The organism is Pseudomonas sp. PDM13, assembly GCF_025685765.1.
Classification (GTDB): Bacteria; Pseudomonadota; Gammaproteobacteria; order Pseudomonadales; family Pseudomonadaceae; genus Metapseudomonas; species Metapseudomonas solani.
The window spans coordinates 38,757-55,343 of record NZ_JAOTQU010000009.1; the positions used below are offsets into that span (position 1 = coordinate 38,757).

Annotated in this window: 15 protein-coding genes and 1 pseudogene; 6 read left to right on the forward strand and 10 right to left on the reverse strand. The window is 67.7% G+C overall.

Annotated elements, in window-relative coordinates; translation table 11 throughout:
- Positions 1-137: 137 nt before the first annotated feature.
- From OEJ36_RS11660 to OEJ36_RS11680, 5 genes are all read left to right on the forward strand, one after another.
- The gene (locus OEJ36_RS11660) at positions 138-950 is read left to right on the forward strand and encodes an HDOD domain-containing protein (protein WP_184488566.1); all 813 of its coding nucleotides are present in this window, start codon (positions 138-140) and stop codon (positions 948-950) included.
- Between the two features lie 30 nt (positions 951-980).
- Complete coding sequence (gene mutM / locus OEJ36_RS11665) at positions 981-1,793, forward strand: bifunctional DNA-formamidopyrimidine glycosylase/DNA-(apurinic or apyrimidinic site) lyase (protein WP_263401631.1); 813 nt, start codon at positions 981-983, stop codon at positions 1,791-1,793.
- 47 nt (positions 1,794-1,840) lie between these two features.
- A complete protein-coding gene (locus OEJ36_RS11670; protein ID WP_263401632.1) occupies positions 1,841-2,419 on the forward strand; it encodes a lysophospholipid acyltransferase family protein in 579 nt (192 codons plus the stop codon).
- 77 nt (positions 2,420-2,496) lie between these two features.
- Positions 2,497-2,835, forward strand: a complete 339-nt coding sequence (locus tag OEJ36_RS11675; protein ID WP_021218324.1) for a hypothetical protein — start codon at positions 2,497-2,499, stop codon at positions 2,833-2,835.
- Between the two features lie 139 nt (positions 2,836-2,974).
- Positions 2,975-4,774, forward strand: a complete 1,800-nt coding sequence (locus tag OEJ36_RS11680) for a Na/Pi cotransporter family protein (protein ID WP_263401728.1) — start codon at positions 2,975-2,977, stop codon at positions 4,772-4,774.
- 13 nt (positions 4,775-4,787) lie between these two features.
- Here OEJ36_RS11680 and ggt read toward each other — a convergent pair whose 3' ends face one another.
- From ggt to OEJ36_RS11710, 6 genes are all read right to left on the reverse strand, one after another.
- A complete protein-coding gene (gene ggt, locus OEJ36_RS11685; protein WP_263401633.1) occupies positions 4,788-6,491 on the reverse strand; it encodes a gamma-glutamyltransferase in 1,704 nt (567 codons plus the stop codon).
- 4 nt (positions 6,492-6,495) lie between these two features.
- Positions 6,496-6,747: a YfhL family 4Fe-4S dicluster ferredoxin gene (locus tag OEJ36_RS11690; RefSeq protein ID WP_021218327.1), complete on the reverse strand. Its 252-nt coding sequence runs from the start codon at positions 6,745-6,747 to the stop codon at positions 6,496-6,498.
- Positions 6,748-6,863: 116 nt separating this feature from the next.
- Entirely contained in the window at positions 6,864-7,343 is a 480-nt protein-coding gene (coaD, locus tag OEJ36_RS11695; protein WP_263401634.1) for a pantetheine-phosphate adenylyltransferase, read from the reverse strand.
- Between the two features lie 92 nt (positions 7,344-7,435).
- Positions 7,436-9,031, reverse strand: coding sequence for a GMC family oxidoreductase (locus OEJ36_RS11700; protein ID WP_263401635.1), 1,596 nt, complete (start codon positions 9,029-9,031; stop codon positions 7,436-7,438).
- A gap of 86 nt (positions 9,032-9,117) precedes the next feature.
- The gene (locus OEJ36_RS11705) at positions 9,118-9,663 is read right to left on the reverse strand and encodes a hypothetical protein (protein WP_021218330.1); all 546 of its coding nucleotides are present in this window, start codon (positions 9,661-9,663) and stop codon (positions 9,118-9,120) included.
- A gap of 35 nt (positions 9,664-9,698) precedes the next feature.
- On the reverse strand, positions 9,699-11,129 hold the full coding sequence (locus tag OEJ36_RS11710) for a coniferyl aldehyde dehydrogenase (RefSeq protein WP_263401636.1): 1,431 nt from the start codon (positions 11,127-11,129) through the stop codon (positions 9,699-9,701).
- A gap of 272 nt (positions 11,130-11,401) precedes the next feature.
- On the opposite strand from OEJ36_RS11710, the gene OEJ36_RS11715 reads away from it, so the two are divergent.
- Positions 11,402-12,067 carry a TetR/AcrR family transcriptional regulator gene (locus OEJ36_RS11715; RefSeq protein WP_021218332.1) on the forward strand — a complete coding sequence of 222 codons (666 nt, stop codon included), beginning with the start codon at positions 11,402-11,404 and terminating at the stop codon, positions 12,065-12,067.
- On the opposite strand, the gene OEJ36_RS11720 is transcribed toward OEJ36_RS11715, so the two are convergent.
- From OEJ36_RS11720 to OEJ36_RS11735, 4 genes and pseudogenes are all read right to left on the reverse strand, one after another.
- The gene (locus tag OEJ36_RS11720; protein WP_184488398.1) at positions 12,064-13,047 is read right to left on the reverse strand and encodes a hydrolase; all 984 of its coding nucleotides are present in this window, start codon (positions 13,045-13,047) and stop codon (positions 12,064-12,066) included. The two genes, OEJ36_RS11715 and OEJ36_RS11720, sit on opposite strands and share 4 nt — an antisense overlap.
- Positions 13,044-13,643, reverse strand: a complete 600-nt coding sequence (gene rsmD / locus OEJ36_RS11725) for a 16S rRNA (guanine(966)-N(2))-methyltransferase RsmD (protein ID WP_021218334.1) — start codon at positions 13,641-13,643, stop codon at positions 13,044-13,046. The genes OEJ36_RS11720 and rsmD overlap by 4 nt, the downstream gene beginning before the upstream one ends.
- Entirely contained in the window at positions 13,643-15,124 is a 1,482-nt protein-coding gene (locus OEJ36_RS11730) for a M16 family metallopeptidase (RefSeq protein ID WP_263401637.1), read from the reverse strand. Before OEJ36_RS11730 ends, rsmD begins: the two co-directional genes overlap by 1 nt.
- Positions 15,117-16,545 (reverse strand): annotated as a pseudogene (locus OEJ36_RS11735) (M16 family metallopeptidase). The gene OEJ36_RS11730 and the pseudogene OEJ36_RS11735 overlap by 8 nt, the downstream one beginning before the upstream one ends.
- Positions 16,546-16,587 lie beyond the last annotated feature (42 nt).

The following is a 16,587-nucleotide window of genomic DNA, read 5'->3' on the forward strand; positions in this document are numbered from 1 at the left end:
AAAGTTCAGCTAAAACGCTGGCCAGTTCGCCGGTGCCTGGGGTTAGACTGTCAGCCTTATTTTCCCGCCCCAGTCTCGCTGTCATGGCCCAAGAACTCTCCGCAGAACAGATCCGTCATTTCCTCCAGGGCATCAGCGTGCCGCCCCAGCCGCAGATCATGGTCGACCTGCAGATGGAGCAGGTCATGCCCAGCCCCGACCTGCGCACCATCGCCAAGCTCATCAGCCAGGACCCGGGCCTGTCGGGCGCGCTGCTGAAGATCGTCAACTCGCCCTTCTATGGGCTGACCAACCGCATCGCCTCGATCCAGCAGGCGGTCAACCTGCTGGGCTGCAACACGGTGATCAACCTGATCAACGCGCAGTCGATCAAGGGCGAGATGACCGACGAGACCATCGTCACCCTGAACCGCTTCTGGGATACCGCCCAGGACGTGGCCATGACCTGCCTGACCCTGGCCAAGCGCATCGGCCACCAGCAGGCCGACGAGGCCTATGCGCTGGGGCTGTTCCACAACTGCGGCATCCCGCTGATGCTCAAGCGCTTCCCCGATTACATGACGGTGCTGGAGGAAGCCTATGCCAGCGCCAACGCCGAGCGCCGCATCGTCGACACCGAGAACCGCCTGCTCAACACCAACCATGCGGTGGTGGGTTACTTCACCGCACGGTCCTGGCGCCTGCCGGAGCACCTCTGCGAGGCCATCGCCAACCACCACAACGCGCTGTCGATCTTCAGCGACGACTCCGGCCGTGATGCGCCGTTGAAGACGCTGCTGGCGATCCTGAAGATGGCCGAGCACGTCTGCGCCTCGCACCTGGTGCTGGGCAACCAGGCCGACGACCACGAGTGGAACAGCATCCGCGCGCTGGTGCTCGACTATGTCGGCCTGTCGGAGTACGACTTCGAGAACCTCAAGGAAAGCATCCGCGAACTGGGCGCCCACTGATCGCCCGCAGCGCTTCACGCCGAGACACCCATGCCTGAATTACCTGAAGTTGAAACCACGCGGCGGGGCATCGCGCCCTACCTCGAAGGCCAGCGCGTGAACCGCGTGGTGGTGCGTGAGCGCCGCCTGCGCTGGCCGATTCCCGAAGACCTCGACGTGCGCCTCTCCGGCCAGCGCTTCGTGGTCGTCGAGCGGCGCGCCAAGTACCTGCTGTTGCAGGCCGAGGCGGGCACGTTGATCAGCCACCTGGGGATGTCCGGCAACCTGCGCCTGGTGGAAACGGGGACGGCGGCGGCCAAGCACGAGCATGTGGATATCGAGCTGGAGTCGGGCCTTTCGCTGCGCTACACCGACCCGCGCCGCTTCGGTGCCATGCTCTGGAGCCTGGACCCGCACAACCACGAACTGCTGCGCAACCTGGGCCCCGAGCCGCTGACCGGTCTGTTCGACGGCGAGCGCCTGTACCAGCTGTCCCGTGGGCGCAGCATGGCGGTGAAGCCCTTCATCATGGATAACGCCGTGGTGGTGGGCGTGGGCAACATCTACGCCACCGAGGCGCTGTTCGCCGCCGGCATCGACCCGCGTCGCGAGGCGGGCACGGTGTCGCGGGCGCGCTACCTGAAGCTCGCCGAGGAGATCAAACGCATCCTCGCCCACGCCATCGAGCGTGGCGGCACCACCCTGCGCGACTTCGTCGGCGGCGACGGCCAGCCGGGCTACTTCCAGCAGGAGCTGTTCGCCTATGGGCGCGGCGGCGAGTTCTGCAAGACCTGTGGTTCCACCCTGCGCGAGGTGAAGCTGGGGCAGCGCGCGAGCGTCTACTGCCCGCGCTGCCAGCGTTAGCGGGGCGCATTCCCCGCACTGCCGAGAACAATAAGAAGAGGTGAAGGATGTCCGGCAACTACCTGCCCCGCAACGCGGTTGCGGAGGCCATCGGCCATGGCGTGTTCAAACTGCTTGGCTGGCGCATCGAGGGGCAGCTGCCGCCCCTCGACAAGTTCGTGGTGATCGGCGCCCACCACACCTCCAACTGGGATTTCATGCTGTTCATCGCCGCCAAGTTCATCCTGCGCCTGAATGCCCGCTGGTTCGGCAAGCACAGCATCTTCAGCTGGCCCTTCGCCGGGCTGATGCGGCGCTGGGGCGGCATTCCCATTCAGCGGCACCTCAAGCTCAACCAGGTGGAGCAGGCCGTGCAGGCCTTCGCCGAGAACCGCGAGTTCATCCTGGTGCTGTCGCCGGAGGGCACGCGCAAGCGGGTGGAGCGCTGGAAGATGGGCTTCTATCACATCGCCCGGGGGGCGGGCGTTCCGGTGGTGCCGGCGGCGCTGGATTACCGCAATCGGCGCATCGTCATCGGCGAGCCTTTCCACACCACCGGCGATGCCACGGCCGACCTGCGCCGGCTGCTGGCGTTCTACCTGCCGTACGAGCCGAAAAAACCCGACTACGCTTTTAACGGCGATTGAAGGCCGTCACGCTGAAAAGCGCACGAGCACTGTTATAGTTAGCCGTATTACTCCTCTAATAGCCGAAGGATTGCATCATGAACCTGTTCCGCACTTCCGCTGCTGTCTTGGCGCTGACCTCTGGCCTCATGGCGCTGCCGACGCAGGCTGAGGTTGTGCAGCAGAACACCAGTGGCGACCCGATGTACACCGCCGATGCGCCGCCTGCGTACTCCATGGTCGGTGACCTGCTGATCGCCCGCCCGCTGCTGATCGGCGCCACCGTCGTCGGTGCCGGCCTGTTCGTGGTGAGCCTGCCCTTCAGCGCCCTGGGCGGCAACGTCGGCGCCGCCGGCAAGGCCCTGGTGGTCGACCCGGGCAAAGAAGCCTTCGTGCGTTGCCTGGGCTGCACCACCAGCGGTTACCAGAAAGACTGATCGCGCTATTCTCGGCTCCTCGAGCCGGAAACGGCCTCTTGCCCAGTGATGGGCAAGGGGCCGTTTGCATTTGGGGCGCCCTTTTTGGCGCCCGCCAGGGAAGGGGGATGACGTGAAAGGCTTTCCATTGTTCGCGCTGATGGCGCTGGCGGCGGCCGGGCTGGCCGGGAGCTTCTGGATGAGCGCGGGCTGGCTGCAGCTCTGCGCGGGGTTGGCGCTGTTCCTCTTCGGCATGCAGTGCCTGGAGGAAGGGCTGCGTGACCTGGCCGGCGGCAAGCTGGAGCAGTTGCTGGGGCGCAGCACCGCGACGCCGTTCAAGGGCCTGATGTTCGGTGTGTGCGGCACCCTGCTGCTGCAATCCAGCACCCTGGTTTCCCTGCTCACCATCGCCTTCATCAGCACCGGGCTGATCCAGCTGGCCGGCGGCATCGCCATTCTCTTTGGCGCCAACCTGGGCGCCACCAGCGGCATCTGGCTGCTGGCCATGGCCGGGCAGAACCTCAGCCTCTCGCCCCTGGCCCTGCCGCTGCTGGTGTTCGGCGTGCTCGCCGGCTTCGTCGGCCCGCGCAGCAAGGCCGCCGGGCGCATCGTGCTGGGCATCGCCTTCATCTTCCTCGGCATCGACCAGATCAAGGATGGCTTCGCCAGCTTCGGTGGCGGCTTCGACATGAGCGGCCACCAGGTCGACGGGCTGGCCGGCAGCCTGATGTTCGCGGTCATCGGCCTGCTGGTGACCGTGGTGCTGCAATCCAGCCACGCCACCCTGATGCTGACCCTTGCGGCCCTGGCCGGCGGCCAGCTGGAACTGGGCCAGAGCCTGGCGATCGCCATCGGCTCCAACGTCGGCAGCAGCGTCACCACCGCCTTCGTCGGCTCCCTCGGCGGTAACCGCAGCGGCCAGCGCCTGGCCCTGGCCCATGTGCTGTTCAACGTCGTCACCGGGGTGCTCGCTTTCATCCTGCTCGGGCCGCTGACCTGGCTGGTGCATGCCCTGGCGGAGCCGATGGGCCTGGGCGACAACCCGCTGATCCAGCTGGCGATGTTCCACACCCTGTTCAACGCCTTTGGCGTGATGCTGTTCTGGCCCTGGCAGGGTCGCCTGGCGACCCTGCTGGTGCGTTGGCTCCCCGAGCGCAGCGAGCCCCAGGTGCTGATCACCGAGCTGGCGGCCGGGCCGGCGGAACCGGAGCGGGTGCGTGCGCGCTACCTCAGCGAGCGCGCCCTGGATTCCGCCGATGCAGCGGCCAGCGCGGTGGTGCAGGAGCTGCGCCACCTCGGGCGCCTGAGCCTGGAGGTGATCTGCCATGCGCTGTTCCTGCCGGTGGACCTGCTGAGCAAGGACCGCCCCGACGAGGCCGCCTTGCAGGCGCCGCCGGTGCGCCACCACCTGAATGCCGAGGCGCTCTACCAGCGCCATATCAAGGGTGTGTACGGCGACCTGCTGAGTTTCATGGGCCGGCTGGAGGTGACCCTGGACGAGGCGCACCAGCAGTTCTGGGTCAACTGCCAGGTGGCGGCGCTGCAGCTGGTGGATGCGGTGAAGGATGCCAAGCACCTGCAGAAGAACCTCGGCCACTACCTGGAAGGCGGGCCTTCGGCAACGCGGGATGCCTATGTGGAGCTGCGCCGGCATCTGCTGGCGACCCTGCACCAGGTGCGCGAGCTGAGCCGTTCGGAGCTGCCGGATGAAGTCTGGTCGCAGCACCTGCAGTGGCTGGACGAGAAGGCGGCGAACTTCGATGGCGACTTCCGCAACCGCCTGTTCGCGGCCGTGCGCAACGGCCAGCTGGATGGCCTGCAGATGAGCTCGCTGATGAATGACCTGGGCTATGCCAGCCGCATCATCCAGAGCCTGCGCAATGTGCTGATGATCGGCCAGGGCCAGGGGTTGCTGCGGGCAGGGGCAGACGAGGACGAGGGGCTGATCGAGCTGCTCTGAGCCTCGGCGAGGCTTAGCGCTGCTCCTGCAGGGTCTTGGCCAGGCCCACGCCGCGCGGGTCGCTGGCGGCTTCGATGCGGCCGCCGTCCTTGTCCCAGAACAGCACCTGCTGGTTGCCGTAGCCGCGTTCGACCCGCTTCAGGGCGTAGCCACGGGCCTGCAGCGCGGCGATCTCGGCGTCGCTGAAGGTGCTCGGCTCGTGCTCGATGACATCGGGCAGGTACTGGTGGTGGTAGCGCGGCACCGCCGGCCAGCGGGCCACGGGCTGGCCATCGAGGTATTCGAGGATCGACAGCAGCACCATGCTGGGGATGCGGCTGCCACCCGGGGTGCCGAAGGCGGTGAATTCCTTGGCGCTTTCGATGAAGGTGGGGCTCATGCTCGACAGCGGGCGCTTGCCGGCGGCCACCGCGTTGGCCTGGCTGCCGGCCAGGCCGTAGGCGTTGGCGCCGTGGGTGTCGGCGGCGAAGTCGTCCATCTCGTCGTTGAGCAGCACGCCGGTGCCCGGGGCGACGAAAGCGGCGCCGAAGGGCAGGTTCACCGAGAGCGTGGCGGCGACGGCGTTGCCGTCCTTGTCGATCACCGCGAAATGGGTGGTGTGGTCGCCCTCGCGCCAGGCGGGGGCGGGCGGCAGGCTGGCGCTGGGGGTGGCACGTTGGGGATCGATGCCGGCGGCCAGGCCCTTCAGGTAGTCCGGCGCCAGCAACTGGCTCACCGGGTTGGCGATGAAATCGGGGTCGCCCAGCAGGCCGCGGTCACGGTAGGCGCGGCGCAGCACTTCCACCACGTAGTGGGTGCGCTGCAGCTTGTCGCCCTCGCGCCAGGGCAGCTGCTGCAGCATCGCCAGGCTCTGGGCCAGGGCCACGCCACCGGCGGAGGGCGGCGGTGCGCCGATCAGCTCGCGGCCATCGGCCAGGGGGTAGCGCAGCGGCTGGCGTTCCACCACCCGGTAGCTGTCCAGGTCCTTCTGGGTCCAGATACCGCCGGCGGCGCGCACGCCCTTGACCAGCTTGTCGGCGGTCTCGCCGGCATAGAAGCCGGCCTTGCCGTAGCGGGCGATGCGTTCCAGGGTGCGCGCCAGGTCGGGCTGGCGCAGCAGGCTGAACTCGTCGGGCACTTCGCCCTTGTCGTCGAGGAAGATGCGCGCGGTCTCGGGGTCGTCGCGCATGGCGGCGATGCGGAAGCCGGCGCGCTCGATGTACACGCGGTCGACCGAGATGCCGTCGCGGGCCAGGCGGATGGCCGGGGCCAGGGAATCGCCCAGGGGCAGGCGGCCGTGGTGCTGGGCCAGGTCCACCAGCGCGGCGGGCAGCCCGGGAATCGCAGCGGCCAGCGGGCCGTTGATGGAGAGCTGCGGCTGCACCTTGCCGTCACGCAGGTAGAGATCGGGGTGGGCGGCCAGGGGCGCGCGCTCGCGGGCGTCGAGGAACAGGTAGGTGGGTTGCTTGTCGCCGGCCTTGCGCAGGAGGAAGAAGCCGCCGCCACCGAGGCCGGAGCCGTGGGGCTCGGCCACCGCCAGGGCGGCGCTGATGGCCACCGCGGCGTCGAAGGCGTTGCCGCCCATGGCCAGGGTTTCCAGGCCGGCGACCGTGGCCGAGGGCTGGGCGCTGGCTACCGCAGCCTGCTGGGGAGGCGCCGCCCGTAGCGCGACGCTGAACAGCAGCAGCGCCGCGAGCAGGGCGGGGCGCCAGGCCGTGTCACGGAGCTGGCGGCCCATGGCGTCAGGCCTTGCCCGTGAGCTTCAGGTACTTGTCCATCAGCTGGTCGCGGGTTTCGACGCGGGCGTCGTCCAGGGGGATGCAGTCCACCGGGCAGACCTGCTGGCACTGCGGCTCGTCGTAGTGGCCGACGCACTCGGTGCACAGGTTCGGGTCGATGATGTAGATCTCTTCGCCCTGGGAGATGGCGCCGTTGGGGCACTCGGGTTCGCAGACGTCGCAGTTGATGCAGTCGTCGGTGATCTTGAGGGACATGGAACAACTCCTACCGTCGCCGTGCGGCAGCGGTGTTCAGCAGACAATGGCGGAATTGTGCCGGAATGGCGCGATCGGCGCACCTTTTGCGCGCGCCGACCGCCGTATCGCGGGGCTCAGCGCTTGAAGCGCTCGGCCAGGGCGTCGGCCACGGCGGGGTGGACGAACTTGGTGATGTCCCCGCCCAGGGCCGCTATTTCGCGCACCAGGGTGGAGGAGATGAAGGAGTACTTTTCCGACGGGGTGAGGAACATGCTCTCCACGTCCGGCGCCAGCTGGCGGTTCATGTTGGCCAGCTGGAACTCGTATTCGAAGTCGGAGACCGCGCGCAGGCCACGGAGGAAGACATTGGCCTTCTGCTCCTTGACGAAGTGCGCCAGCAGGGTGGAGAAGCCCACCACCTCGACGTTGGGCAGGTGCTTGGTGACTTCCCGGGCCAGCTCGACGCGTTGCTCCAGGGAGAACAGGGGGTTCTTCTTGGGGCTGGCGGCCACCGCGATGATCACGGTATCGAACAGGCGGGAGGCACGCTCGATCAGATCGCCGTGGCCTTTGGTGATCGGGTCGAAGGTACCCGGATACAACACTCGGTTCATCGCTACGTCCTGGCAGGGGTCCGTAAGGGAATCGGATGGTAGCGCAGCATGCTCCAGCGGCCAAGACGCCGGAGCATGCCGGTTTATCTCGCTCAGGCGCTCTTGAGGCGCTCGGCGAGTGCGCTGGAAAGCTGCGAGGTCAGGCCATAGACCGACAGCTGCGGGTTGGCGCCGATGCTGGTGGGGAACAGCGAGCCGTCGTGGATCGACAGGTTGGCCAGCTGATGGTGCCGCCCGAGGCTGTCGGTGACCGCCTGTTTCGGGTCCTCGCCCATGGCGCAACCGCCCATGACGTGGGCGCTGCCGAGGCGGGTGCGGTAGAGCTCCAGCGACAGGCCGTCGATCAGCGTGCGGGCCTCGGCGGCGGTTTTCACGTAGCCGGCGTCCGCGTGCAGCGGCAGCACGGCCTTGGCCCCGGCGGCGAACTGGATCTCGGCCATCACCTGGAAGGCGCGGCGCACGCCGTCCCAGGTGTAGTCGGTCATGCGGTAGTCGAGCACCGGGCTGCCGTCGCCGCGCAGCTCCACCGTGCCTTCGGCGCTGTCCGGGTGGAAGCCGTCGCGCAGCAGGGCGAGCATCACGTTGGTGTGGGGCAGTTGCTCCATGCGCAGGGCGTTGTCGATGCCGAAGCGGCCGAGCAGGGTGGCGGTGAGGGCGGGCTGCAGCGGCGGCACTTCGAGCTTGTAGGACATGCGCCCGGTGGTGCCGTCGTCCCATTGGTAATGGTCGGAGTAGATGGACTGCGGCGCGCCGTAGAAGGGGTTGATCACCTGGTCGAACTGCGCGGCTGAGAAGTTCACCAGGTGCAGGAAGGTGCGCTTGCCGGTGCGGCCGTGGGGGTCGGGTGCATCGGAGCGCAGCAGCAGGCCGGGGGTGTTGATGCCGCCGCCGGCCAGCACGTAGTGCCGTGCCTTGACGGTGATGGTGCGGCCGTTGGGCGCCACGCAGCGCTCGTCCATGCCCTGGCATTCGATGCCGGTGACCTTGTCGCCGTCGATCAGCAGGCGGTGGGCGCGGGCGAGGTAGAGCAGTTCGCCGCCCTTCTCGAGAGTGGCAGGGATGGTGGTGACCAGCATCGATTGCTTGGCGTTGGTGGGGCAGCCCATGCCGCAGTAGCCGAGGTTCCAGCAGCCGCGCACGTTGCGCGGAATGACCTTCCAGTGCAGGCCGAGCTTCTCGCAGCCGCTGCGCAGCACGTCGTTGTTGGGGTTCGGCGGGATGGCCCAGGGCGCGACGCCGAGGCGCTGTTCCATCTTCTCGAACCAGGGCGCCATCTCGGCCGGGCTGTGACCCTTGACGCCGTGCTCCTTGGCCCAGTGTTCCAGGGTCGGGTCGGGGGTGCGGAAGCTGGAGGTCCAGTTCACCAGGGTGGTGCCGCCCACGGCGCGGCCCTGCATGATGGTAACGGCGCCGTCCTTGGACATGCGGCCGATGCCTTCCTGGTAGAGCGAGGGGTAGGCCTCGGCTTCCTGCATCTTGAAGTCGCTGCTGGTCTTCAGCGGGCCTTCCTCGATGATCAGCACCTTGTAGCCGGCGGCGCTGAGGATTTCGGCGGTGGTGCCGCCGCCCGCGCCGGAGCCGACGATGGCGACGTCGGCCTCCAGGGTCAGGTCCTGCTCGAGTCGCGAGCCATTGTGGGTTTTCCAGCCGCGGGCCATGCCTTCGGCGAACAGATCGGGTACGGGCATCAGTCAATCCTCGGTCTCGCCGACAGCGGCCGGTGATGGCCGGCGCCGGGTCGAGTGGTGTTTCTTGTCGTTGTGGGGGCGCGCGGTCAGACGGTCGGCGGACCGGGGTAGCCGCAATGCGCCCAGGCTTCCTGCCTGCTGTACCAGGCCATCATCACCAACTGCAGCAGGGAGGCGTGCCCCATCTTCAGCAGGCCGATGAAGCTGTTCTGCCAGCGGTGGAGGAAGTTGCTCACGTCCTCGGCGCTGGCGTTCTCCCAGCTGCCCCAGACGCCGGTGAGCGGCCCCCGGGTGATGGGCAGGGCAAGCACGTCGAAGAGCTGCACGGTGAGCTTGAGCATCTCCGGGGACAGCCGATCCAGGGCGTAGTCCAGGCTCTGGATGGTGCCGGCCACGGCTTGCGGCATCTGTTCGGCACTGACCGCGCCATCGAGCATCACCGGGATCAGGGCGCGCAGGAAGGGCAGGTCGGAGTCCCGCAGGATCGCCAGGCCGTTGGCCGGGACGCTGGCGGAGCAGCCGGAGAGGGTGGCGGTGACGCCGGCCGTGGCGAGGAAGGCGGAGCCGAACAGGCCGACTTTCAGCAGGCTGCGCCGGGAAAGTCCCGGCGCGTTCAGGGTGGTCTCGGTCATTGTTGTTATGTACCCGTCTAATCCTTAGGGGGGCTTTAGCGCACGAAAAGCTTGTAGACCAGTTTCTGGATCGATTTGCCGTAGGGCGGGTAGATCATCCGGGCGGCGTTGAAGCGCTGCTTGATGAACACGCCCTTGGCCTTGCTGAAGGTGAGGAACCCTTCATGCCCGTGGTAGTGGCCCATGCCCGAGGGGCCGACGCCGCCGAAGGGCATGTCGTCCTGGGCCACGTGCAGCAGGGTGTCGTTGAGGCACACGCCGCCGGAGTGGGTTTCGTGCAGCACGCGCTGCTGTTCGCGCTTGTCGTAACCGAAGTAGTAGAGCGCCAGCGGGCGGGGGCGCTGGTTGATATAGGCGAAGGCCTGGTCGAGGCGCTCGTAGGGGACGATGGGCAGCAGCGGGCCGAAGATCTCGTCCTGCATCAGCTTCATGTCGTCCTTCACGTTGAGCACCACGGTGTGCGGCAGGCGCCGGCCCTGGGCTTCGGGGAACAGCGGGACCAGGCGCGCGCCCTTGGCTTCGGCGTCCTGCAGGTAGCCGTTGAGGCGCTGCACCTGGCGCTCGTTGATGATCGCGGTGTAGTCCGGGTTGTTCTGCAGCTGCGGGTAGAAGGATTTCACCGCGGCGCGATAGGCCTCGACGAAGCCCTCGACGCGGTCCTTGGGCACCAGCACGTAGTCGGGGGCGACGCAGGTCTGCCCGGCGTTCATGGTCTTGCCGAAGGCGATGCGCTCGGCGGCGTGGTCCAGGGGCACGTCCTGGGAAACGATGGCCGGCGACTTGCCGCCCAGCTCCAGGGTCACCGGGGTGAGGTTCTCGGCGGCGGCGCGCATCACATGGCGGCCGATGCTGGTGGCGCCGGTGAACAGCAGGTGGTCGAAGGGCAGCTTGGAGAAGGCGACGCCGACATCGGCTTCGCCCAGGCACACGGCGACCAGGTCCTCGGGGAAGATGCGCGCCATCAGCTCCTTGAACAGCTGGGAGGTGGCGGGGGTGGATTCGCTCATCTTCACCATCACCCGGTTGCCGGCGGCCAGCGCGCCCACCAGGGGGCCGAGGGCGAGGAACAGCGGGTAGTTCCAGGGGACGATGACGCCGACCACGCCCAGGGGCTGGTAGATGACCTTGGCGGAGGCCGGCTGGAAGGCCATGCCGACGGAGCGGCGCGAGGGCTTCATCCAGCGGCGCACGCGGTTCTTGGCGTAATGGATGCCGTGTAGGCTGGGCATGATCTCGGCCAGCAGGGTTTCGTCCGCCGAGCGGTTGCTGAAGTCCTGGCTGATGGCGCGGATCAGCGCGTCCTGCTCGTTGAAGATCAGGTCACGCAGGGATTTGAGCCACTGGATGCGCTGGGCGGCGCTGGGCATCGGATTGTCGCCATAGGCGGCACGTTGGCGGGCGAACAGCTCTTCGAGCTGGTTGATCTGCTGCTGGGCCTGCTGCAGATAAGCTACGTCGGCGACCATGAACGACACCTCTCTAGTTATTGTTGAGAACCGGTGCTGGATTTTTAGAGTAATTGCTCTAGTGTGTCAAATAGCATGCCGCGACAGGGCCGGCCTGCCTACCAAACGAAAAGTTGGGCTGACCTCCAGACGGCCTGGGCACGGGGCGCGGAGACCACACAAACAGGGCGCGAAACGGCACGCGGAACGCTGCAGAAGTACTGTCTGTTCCGGGACTCTGTGTAGTTTTGTTACCCTCGCCGACTTCCGGCAGCAGTGAGACCGATCCGCGCATGGCCCCACGTATCAAGACCCGCGAGCGAATCGTGCAATCCAGCCTGGAGCTGTTCAACGCCCAGGGGGAGCGCAACGTCACCACCAACCACATCGCCGCGCACCTGGGGATGTCGCCGGGCAACCTCTATTACCACTTCCGCAACAAGCAGGTGATCATCGCCGAGCTGTTCGCCGAGTACGAATCACGGGTCGATGCCTTCCTGCGCCTGCCCCAGGACCGCGCCCTGACGGTGGAGGACAAGACCTTCTACCTGGAGGCGCTGCTGGCGGCGATGTGGCATTACCGCTTCCTGCACCGCGACCTCGAGCACCTGCTGGAGTCCGACGCCGAGCTGGCGGCGCGCTATCGGGTCTTCGCCCAGCGCTGCCTGGGGCATGCCCAGGCCATCTACCGGGGCTTCGTCGAGGTCGGCATCCTGCTGATGAACGACGCGCAGATCGAGGCCCTGGCCCTGAACAGCTGGATCATCATGACCTCCTGGGTGCGCTTCCTCTGCACCACGCGGGGCGACCCGGGCGATCTCAACGAAGAGATGCTGCGCCGTGGCATCTACCAGGTGCTGGCGCTGGAGGGGGGCTATATCGCCGCCGAGGCGCAGGAGGCGGTGGCGGCGCTCTACGAGAAGCTCTACGTGCCCCTCGACCTGGTGGTGCAGGGCTAGCGGGCCAGCCCCGCCAGCCACTGCGGGATGCGCCGTTCCAGGTAGTAGTCGGGCGTGCCCGGCGTACCACCGATGAAGCCGACATGGCCCCCTTTCTCATGCAGTTCCAGGCGTGTGCTGGCGGAGAGCTCGTGGGCCTCGGGGATGCTGTGGCGGAACACGAAGGGGTCGTCGGCGGCCTGGATCAGCAGCGCCGGCACGCGGATTTCACCGAGGAAGTAGCGGCTGGAGGCGCGGCGATAGTAGTCGTCGGCGTCGGCATAACCATGCAGGGGCGCGGTGATGCGGCCGTCGAAATCCCAGAAGGTGCGCATGCCGTCCAGCGGGCCGAGCTTCTCCAGCACCGAGAGGCGGTCGGCCTGGCCCTGGTGGGCGAACAGGCGCTGCTTGTCGCGCACGTAGGCGACCATCTCGCGCATGAAGTGGCGCTGGTAGACCCGTGAGAAGCCGGCACCGATGCGGTCGGCGCACTGGTCCAGGCGGAAGGGCACCGAGACCGCGACGGCACCGCTCAGGGTGCAGCCTTCGCCACTTTCACCCAGGTACTTGAGCAGCACGTTGCCGCCCAGGGAGTAGCCGACGGCGTACAGCGGTGCCAGCGGCCGCACGCGGCGCAGGTGTTCGACGGTGGCGGCGAGGTCTTCGCTGGCGCCGGAGTGGTAGCCCCGGGGCAGCAGGTTGGGCTCGCCCGAGCAGCCACGCCAGTTGATCGCCACGCTGGACCAGCCGCGCCCGGCGAGCTGCTGCTGCAGGCCGAGCACGTAGAGCGAGCTGGACGAGCCGGTGAGGCCGTGGAGCACCAGCACCAGCGGCGCCTCGGCGTCGTGGGGGCCGTGCCAGTCGAGGTCGAGGAAGTCGCCATCCTCCAGCCATAGGCGTTCGCGCCGGCGTTCCAGCTGCGGGGGCTTGCGGCAGAAGGGCGACCAGAGGGTCTGCAGGTGCGGGCCCGGCAGCCACCAGGCGGGGTTGAAATCGCTCACGCCTGGCGATGCCACAGGGCGTAGTGCACGGTGCTGGCCTTCTTCTCCCGGTGCAGGCGCCAGTTGCCGGGCAGGCCCAGGCTGGACGGAGCGCTCTCGCTCTCGGTGTAGATCCAGGCGTCGGCGGCCAGCCAGCCGTTCTCCTCCAGCAGCGCGCAGGCCGGCTGCAGCAGGTTGAGGTTGAAGGGCGGGTCGAGGAACACCAGGTCATAGGGGCGCGGCGTCTGGGTGGCCAGGTAGCGCAGCGCGTCGGCCTGCAGCAGTTGGCCGGCACCGCAACCGAGGGTGTCGAGGGTGGTGCGCAGGGCGGCGACCGAGTCGGGGTTGAGGTCCAGGGCCAGGGCTTCCTGGGCGCCGCGGGACAGCGCCTCCAGGTACAGCGCGCCGCTGCCGGTGAAGGGGTCGAGCACCCGCGCGCCTTCCACATAGGGGGCGAGCCAGTTGAACAGGGTTTCGCGCACCCGGTCCGGCGTCGGGCGCAGGCCCGGGCCGTCGGGGAAGGCGAAGCGGCGCGAACGCCACTCGCCACCGATGATGCGCAACTGGCCCTGGCCCCCGTGGGGGGCTGGGGCCTTCTTCGGCGAACGTGCGGCCATCAGTGCTCCGGGATGCCAAAGCTGGGTTTGAAACGCTTCTCGGTCGGTGCCGGCAGTTCCTTCTGGGGAACGGTCGGGCCGGCGGTGACGATGACGAAGCTGTCCGGGTTCAGGTGCTTGTCCATGGCGGCCTTGACCTGTTCGACATCGAGCCCCTGGACCTGTTTCATGAAGTCTTCCAGGTAGGTCAGCGGCAGGCCGTAGAAACCGATGGCGCCGAGCTGGCCGACGATGTCGGCGTTGCTCGCGGTGGACAGTGGGAAGCTGCCGGCCAGTTCGCGCTTGGCGTCGTCCAGTTCCTTCTGCGTCGGGCCCTTGGCCAGGTAGTCGCGGACGATGTCCTTGACCAGCTTGAGGGTGCCGTCGCTCAGCTCGGCGCGGGTCTGCAGGCCGATCATGAAGGGGCCGGCGACCTGCATGGCGGTGAAGCCGGAGCTGACGCCGTAGGTCAGGCCGCGTTTCTCGCGCACCTCTTCCATCAGCCGGGTGCCGAAGCCGCCGCCGCCGAGGATCTGGTTGCCCAGGTAGAGCGCGGCGTAGTCGGGCTCGTTACGGTCGATGCCGAGCTGGGCCAGCATCAGGTGGGTCTGCGCCGAGGGGAACTCGATGTGCGTGGTGCCCGGCTTGGGCGTTTCGGGCGTGGCCACCTTGGCCAGCTTCGGTCCTTTCGGCAGGGCTTCGGACACACGCTTGGCGATGGCTTCGGCTTCCGCGCGGGAGAGGTCGCCGACCAGGGCGATCACCACGTTGCCGGCGGCGTAGCCCTTCTTGTGGAAGGCCTGCAGCTGGGCGATGCCGATGCCGGGGATGGACTTCTCGTCACCCTCGCTGGAATGGGCGTAGGGGTGCTTGCCGTAGAGCTTGTCGAACAGCGCCAGGCCCGCCAGCTTGCCGGGGTTCTGCTTCTGGTACTCGAAGCCGGCGAGCATCTGGTTCTTGATCCGCGCCAGGGAGTCCTCGGGGAAGGTCGGCGCGCCGATGACCTGGGTGAACAGCTCCAGGGCCGGGTCACGCAGTTTCGGGTCGGTCAGGCTGCGCAGGCCGGCCACGGCCATGTCGCGGTAGGCACCATTGCTGAAGTCGGCGCCGAGGCCTTCGAAGCCCTCGGCGATGGCGGTGACGTCCTTGCCCTTCACGCCTTCGTTGAGCATGGCGTTGGTCAGGGTGGCGAGGCCGGGGGTGTCGCCGTCCTGGCTGCTGCCGGCGGCGAAGGTCAGGCGCAGGTCGAACATCGGCAGCTCGGGGGCGGCGACGAAGAGCACCTTGGCGCCTTCGGCGGTTTCCCAGGTCTGGATGTCCAGGTCACGGCGGGCCGGGGCCTTGCCGTCCAGCTCGGTGATGGATTCGAGCTTCGGCGGCTCATCGGCCTCGGCGGCCAGGGCCGGCGGGGTGCGGTCGACGACGATGAACAGCAGGACGCCCAGCAGGGCGATCAGGGCCAGGCCGAGCAGGCCGTATCGCAGGCCGTTGCGCTCACTCATGGCTAGCCTCCTCGGGCAGGACGTGGGCGACGCTGAGGCGGTCGCGGGTGAAGAAGGTCTTGGCGGCGGCCTGGATGTCGGCCGGGGTGACGGCTTCCAGGGCGGCAAGGTCCTGGTCGATCAGCTTCCAGGACAGGCCGACGGTTTCCAGCTGGCCGATGGTGGTGGCCTGGCTGGTGATGGAGTCGCGCTCGTAAACCAGCCCGGCGATCACCTGGGCCCGTACGCGCTTGAGCTCCTCGTCGCTCGGCGGGTTGTTCTTCAGGTCGTCCAGCTCCTTCCACAGGCCGGCTTCGGTCTGCTCCAGGGTCTTGCCCTTCTGCACGTTGGGCATGGCGCTGAGCATGAACAGGCTGTCGCCGCGCGGGTAGCCGTCGTAGTTGGCGGAGGCGCCGCTCACCAGCTCCTCGCCACGCTCCAGGCGGCTGGGCAGGCGGGCGCTGTAGCCGCCATCGAGCAGCGCGGAGATCAGGCGCAGGGCATGCACCTGGCGCGGCTCCTTGGCGGTGGCGAGACCGGGAACGTTGAAGCCCATGATCAGGCTCGGCAGTTGGGTCTTCACGTGCAGGACGATGCGGCGCTCGCCGGGGGCGGCCAGCTCCAGGGGCTTCTTGGAGGGCGGAACGGCGCGGCTGGGGATGCCACCGAACCAGCGCTGGGCCAGGGCCTTGACCTCTTCGCCCTTGACGTCACCGACCACCACCAGGGTGGCGTTGTTGGGCACGTACCAGGATTCGTACCAGTGGCGCAGCTCCTCGACCTTCATGCGGTCCAGGTCGGCCATCCAGCCGATGGTGGGGGTGTGGTAGCCGCTGGCGGGATAGGCCATGGCCTTGAAGCGCTCGAAGGCCTTGGCGGTGGGGCGGTCGTCGGTGCGCAGGCGGCGCTCCTCCTTGATCACCTCGATCTCGCGTTCGAACTCTTCCGGCGGCAGGCGCAGGCTGGCCATGCGGTCGGCTTCCAGTTCGAAGGCGACGTTCAGGCGGTCACGGGCCAGGACCTGGTAATAGGCGGTGTAATCATCGCTGGTGAAGGCGTTTTCCTCGGCACCGAGGTCGCGCAGCACCAGGGAAGCCTCGCCCGGGCCGAGTTTGCGGCTGCCCTTGAACATCATGTGTTCGAGGGCGTGGGAGAGGCCGGTCTGGCCGGGCGTCTCGTAGCTGGAGCCGACCTTGTACCAGAGCTGGGAAACTACCACCGGGGCTCTGTGGTCTTCTCTGACGACAATTTTCAGGCCGTTTTCGAGGGTGTATTCATGGGTGGGTTGAGCTTCTGCGGCATGGACAGCCATCGGCAGACAAAGGGCGCCGAACAGCAGGCCGGCGGCGTGGCGGGCAATCGCTTTCATCGATGATTTTGACCTTTCGGACGGCCCCGGCGGACGTACCGCCTGCGGGCGAAGAGGTGCTAGGATACTCCATCCCTTTCCGGCACGGCGACGCTACCGGGCCAGGCCCAGAGCG

Excerpts from the sequence above, each read along its gene's own strand:
- mutM (WP_263401631.1), top strand. The coding sequence starts at position 981 with ATGCCTGAATTACCTGAAGTTGAAACCACGCGGCGGGGCATCGCGCCC.
- OEJ36_RS11670 (WP_263401632.1), top strand. The coding sequence starts at position 1,841 with ATGTCCGGCAACTACCTGCCCCGCAACGCGGTTGCGGAGGCCATCGGC.
- OEJ36_RS11675 (WP_021218324.1), top strand. The coding sequence starts at position 2,497 with ATGAACCTGTTCCGCACTTCCGCTGCTGTCTTGGCGCTGACCTCTGGC.
- OEJ36_RS11680 (WP_263401728.1), top strand. The coding sequence starts at position 2,975 with ATGGCGCTGGCGGCGGCCGGGCTGGCCGGGAGCTTCTGGATGAGCGCG.
- ggt (WP_263401633.1), bottom strand. The coding sequence starts at position 6,491 with ATGGGCCGCCAGCTCCGTGACACGGCCTGGCGCCCCGCCCTGCTCGCG.
- OEJ36_RS11690 (WP_021218327.1), bottom strand. The coding sequence starts at position 6,747 with ATGTCCCTCAAGATCACCGACGACTGCATCAACTGCGACGTCTGCGAA.
- coaD (WP_263401634.1), bottom strand. The coding sequence starts at position 7,343 with ATGAACCGAGTGTTGTATCCGGGTACCTTCGACCCGATCACCAAAGGC.
- OEJ36_RS11700 (WP_263401635.1), bottom strand. The coding sequence starts at position 9,031 with ATGCCCGTACCCGATCTGTTCGCCGAAGGCATGGCCCGCGGCTGGAAA.
- OEJ36_RS11705 (WP_021218330.1), bottom strand. The coding sequence starts at position 9,663 with ATGACCGAGACCACCCTGAACGCGCCGGGACTTTCCCGGCGCAGCCTG.
- OEJ36_RS11710 (WP_263401636.1), bottom strand. The coding sequence starts at position 11,129 with ATGGTCGCCGACGTAGCTTATCTGCAGCAGGCCCAGCAGCAGATCAAC.
- OEJ36_RS11715 (WP_021218332.1), top strand. The coding sequence starts at position 11,402 with ATGGCCCCACGTATCAAGACCCGCGAGCGAATCGTGCAATCCAGCCTG.
- rsmD (WP_021218334.1), bottom strand. The coding sequence starts at position 13,643 with ATGGCCGCACGTTCGCCGAAGAAGGCCCCAGCCCCCCACGGGGGCCAG.
- OEJ36_RS11730 (WP_263401637.1), bottom strand. The coding sequence starts at position 15,124 with ATGAGTGAGCGCAACGGCCTGCGATACGGCCTGCTCGGCCTGGCCCTG.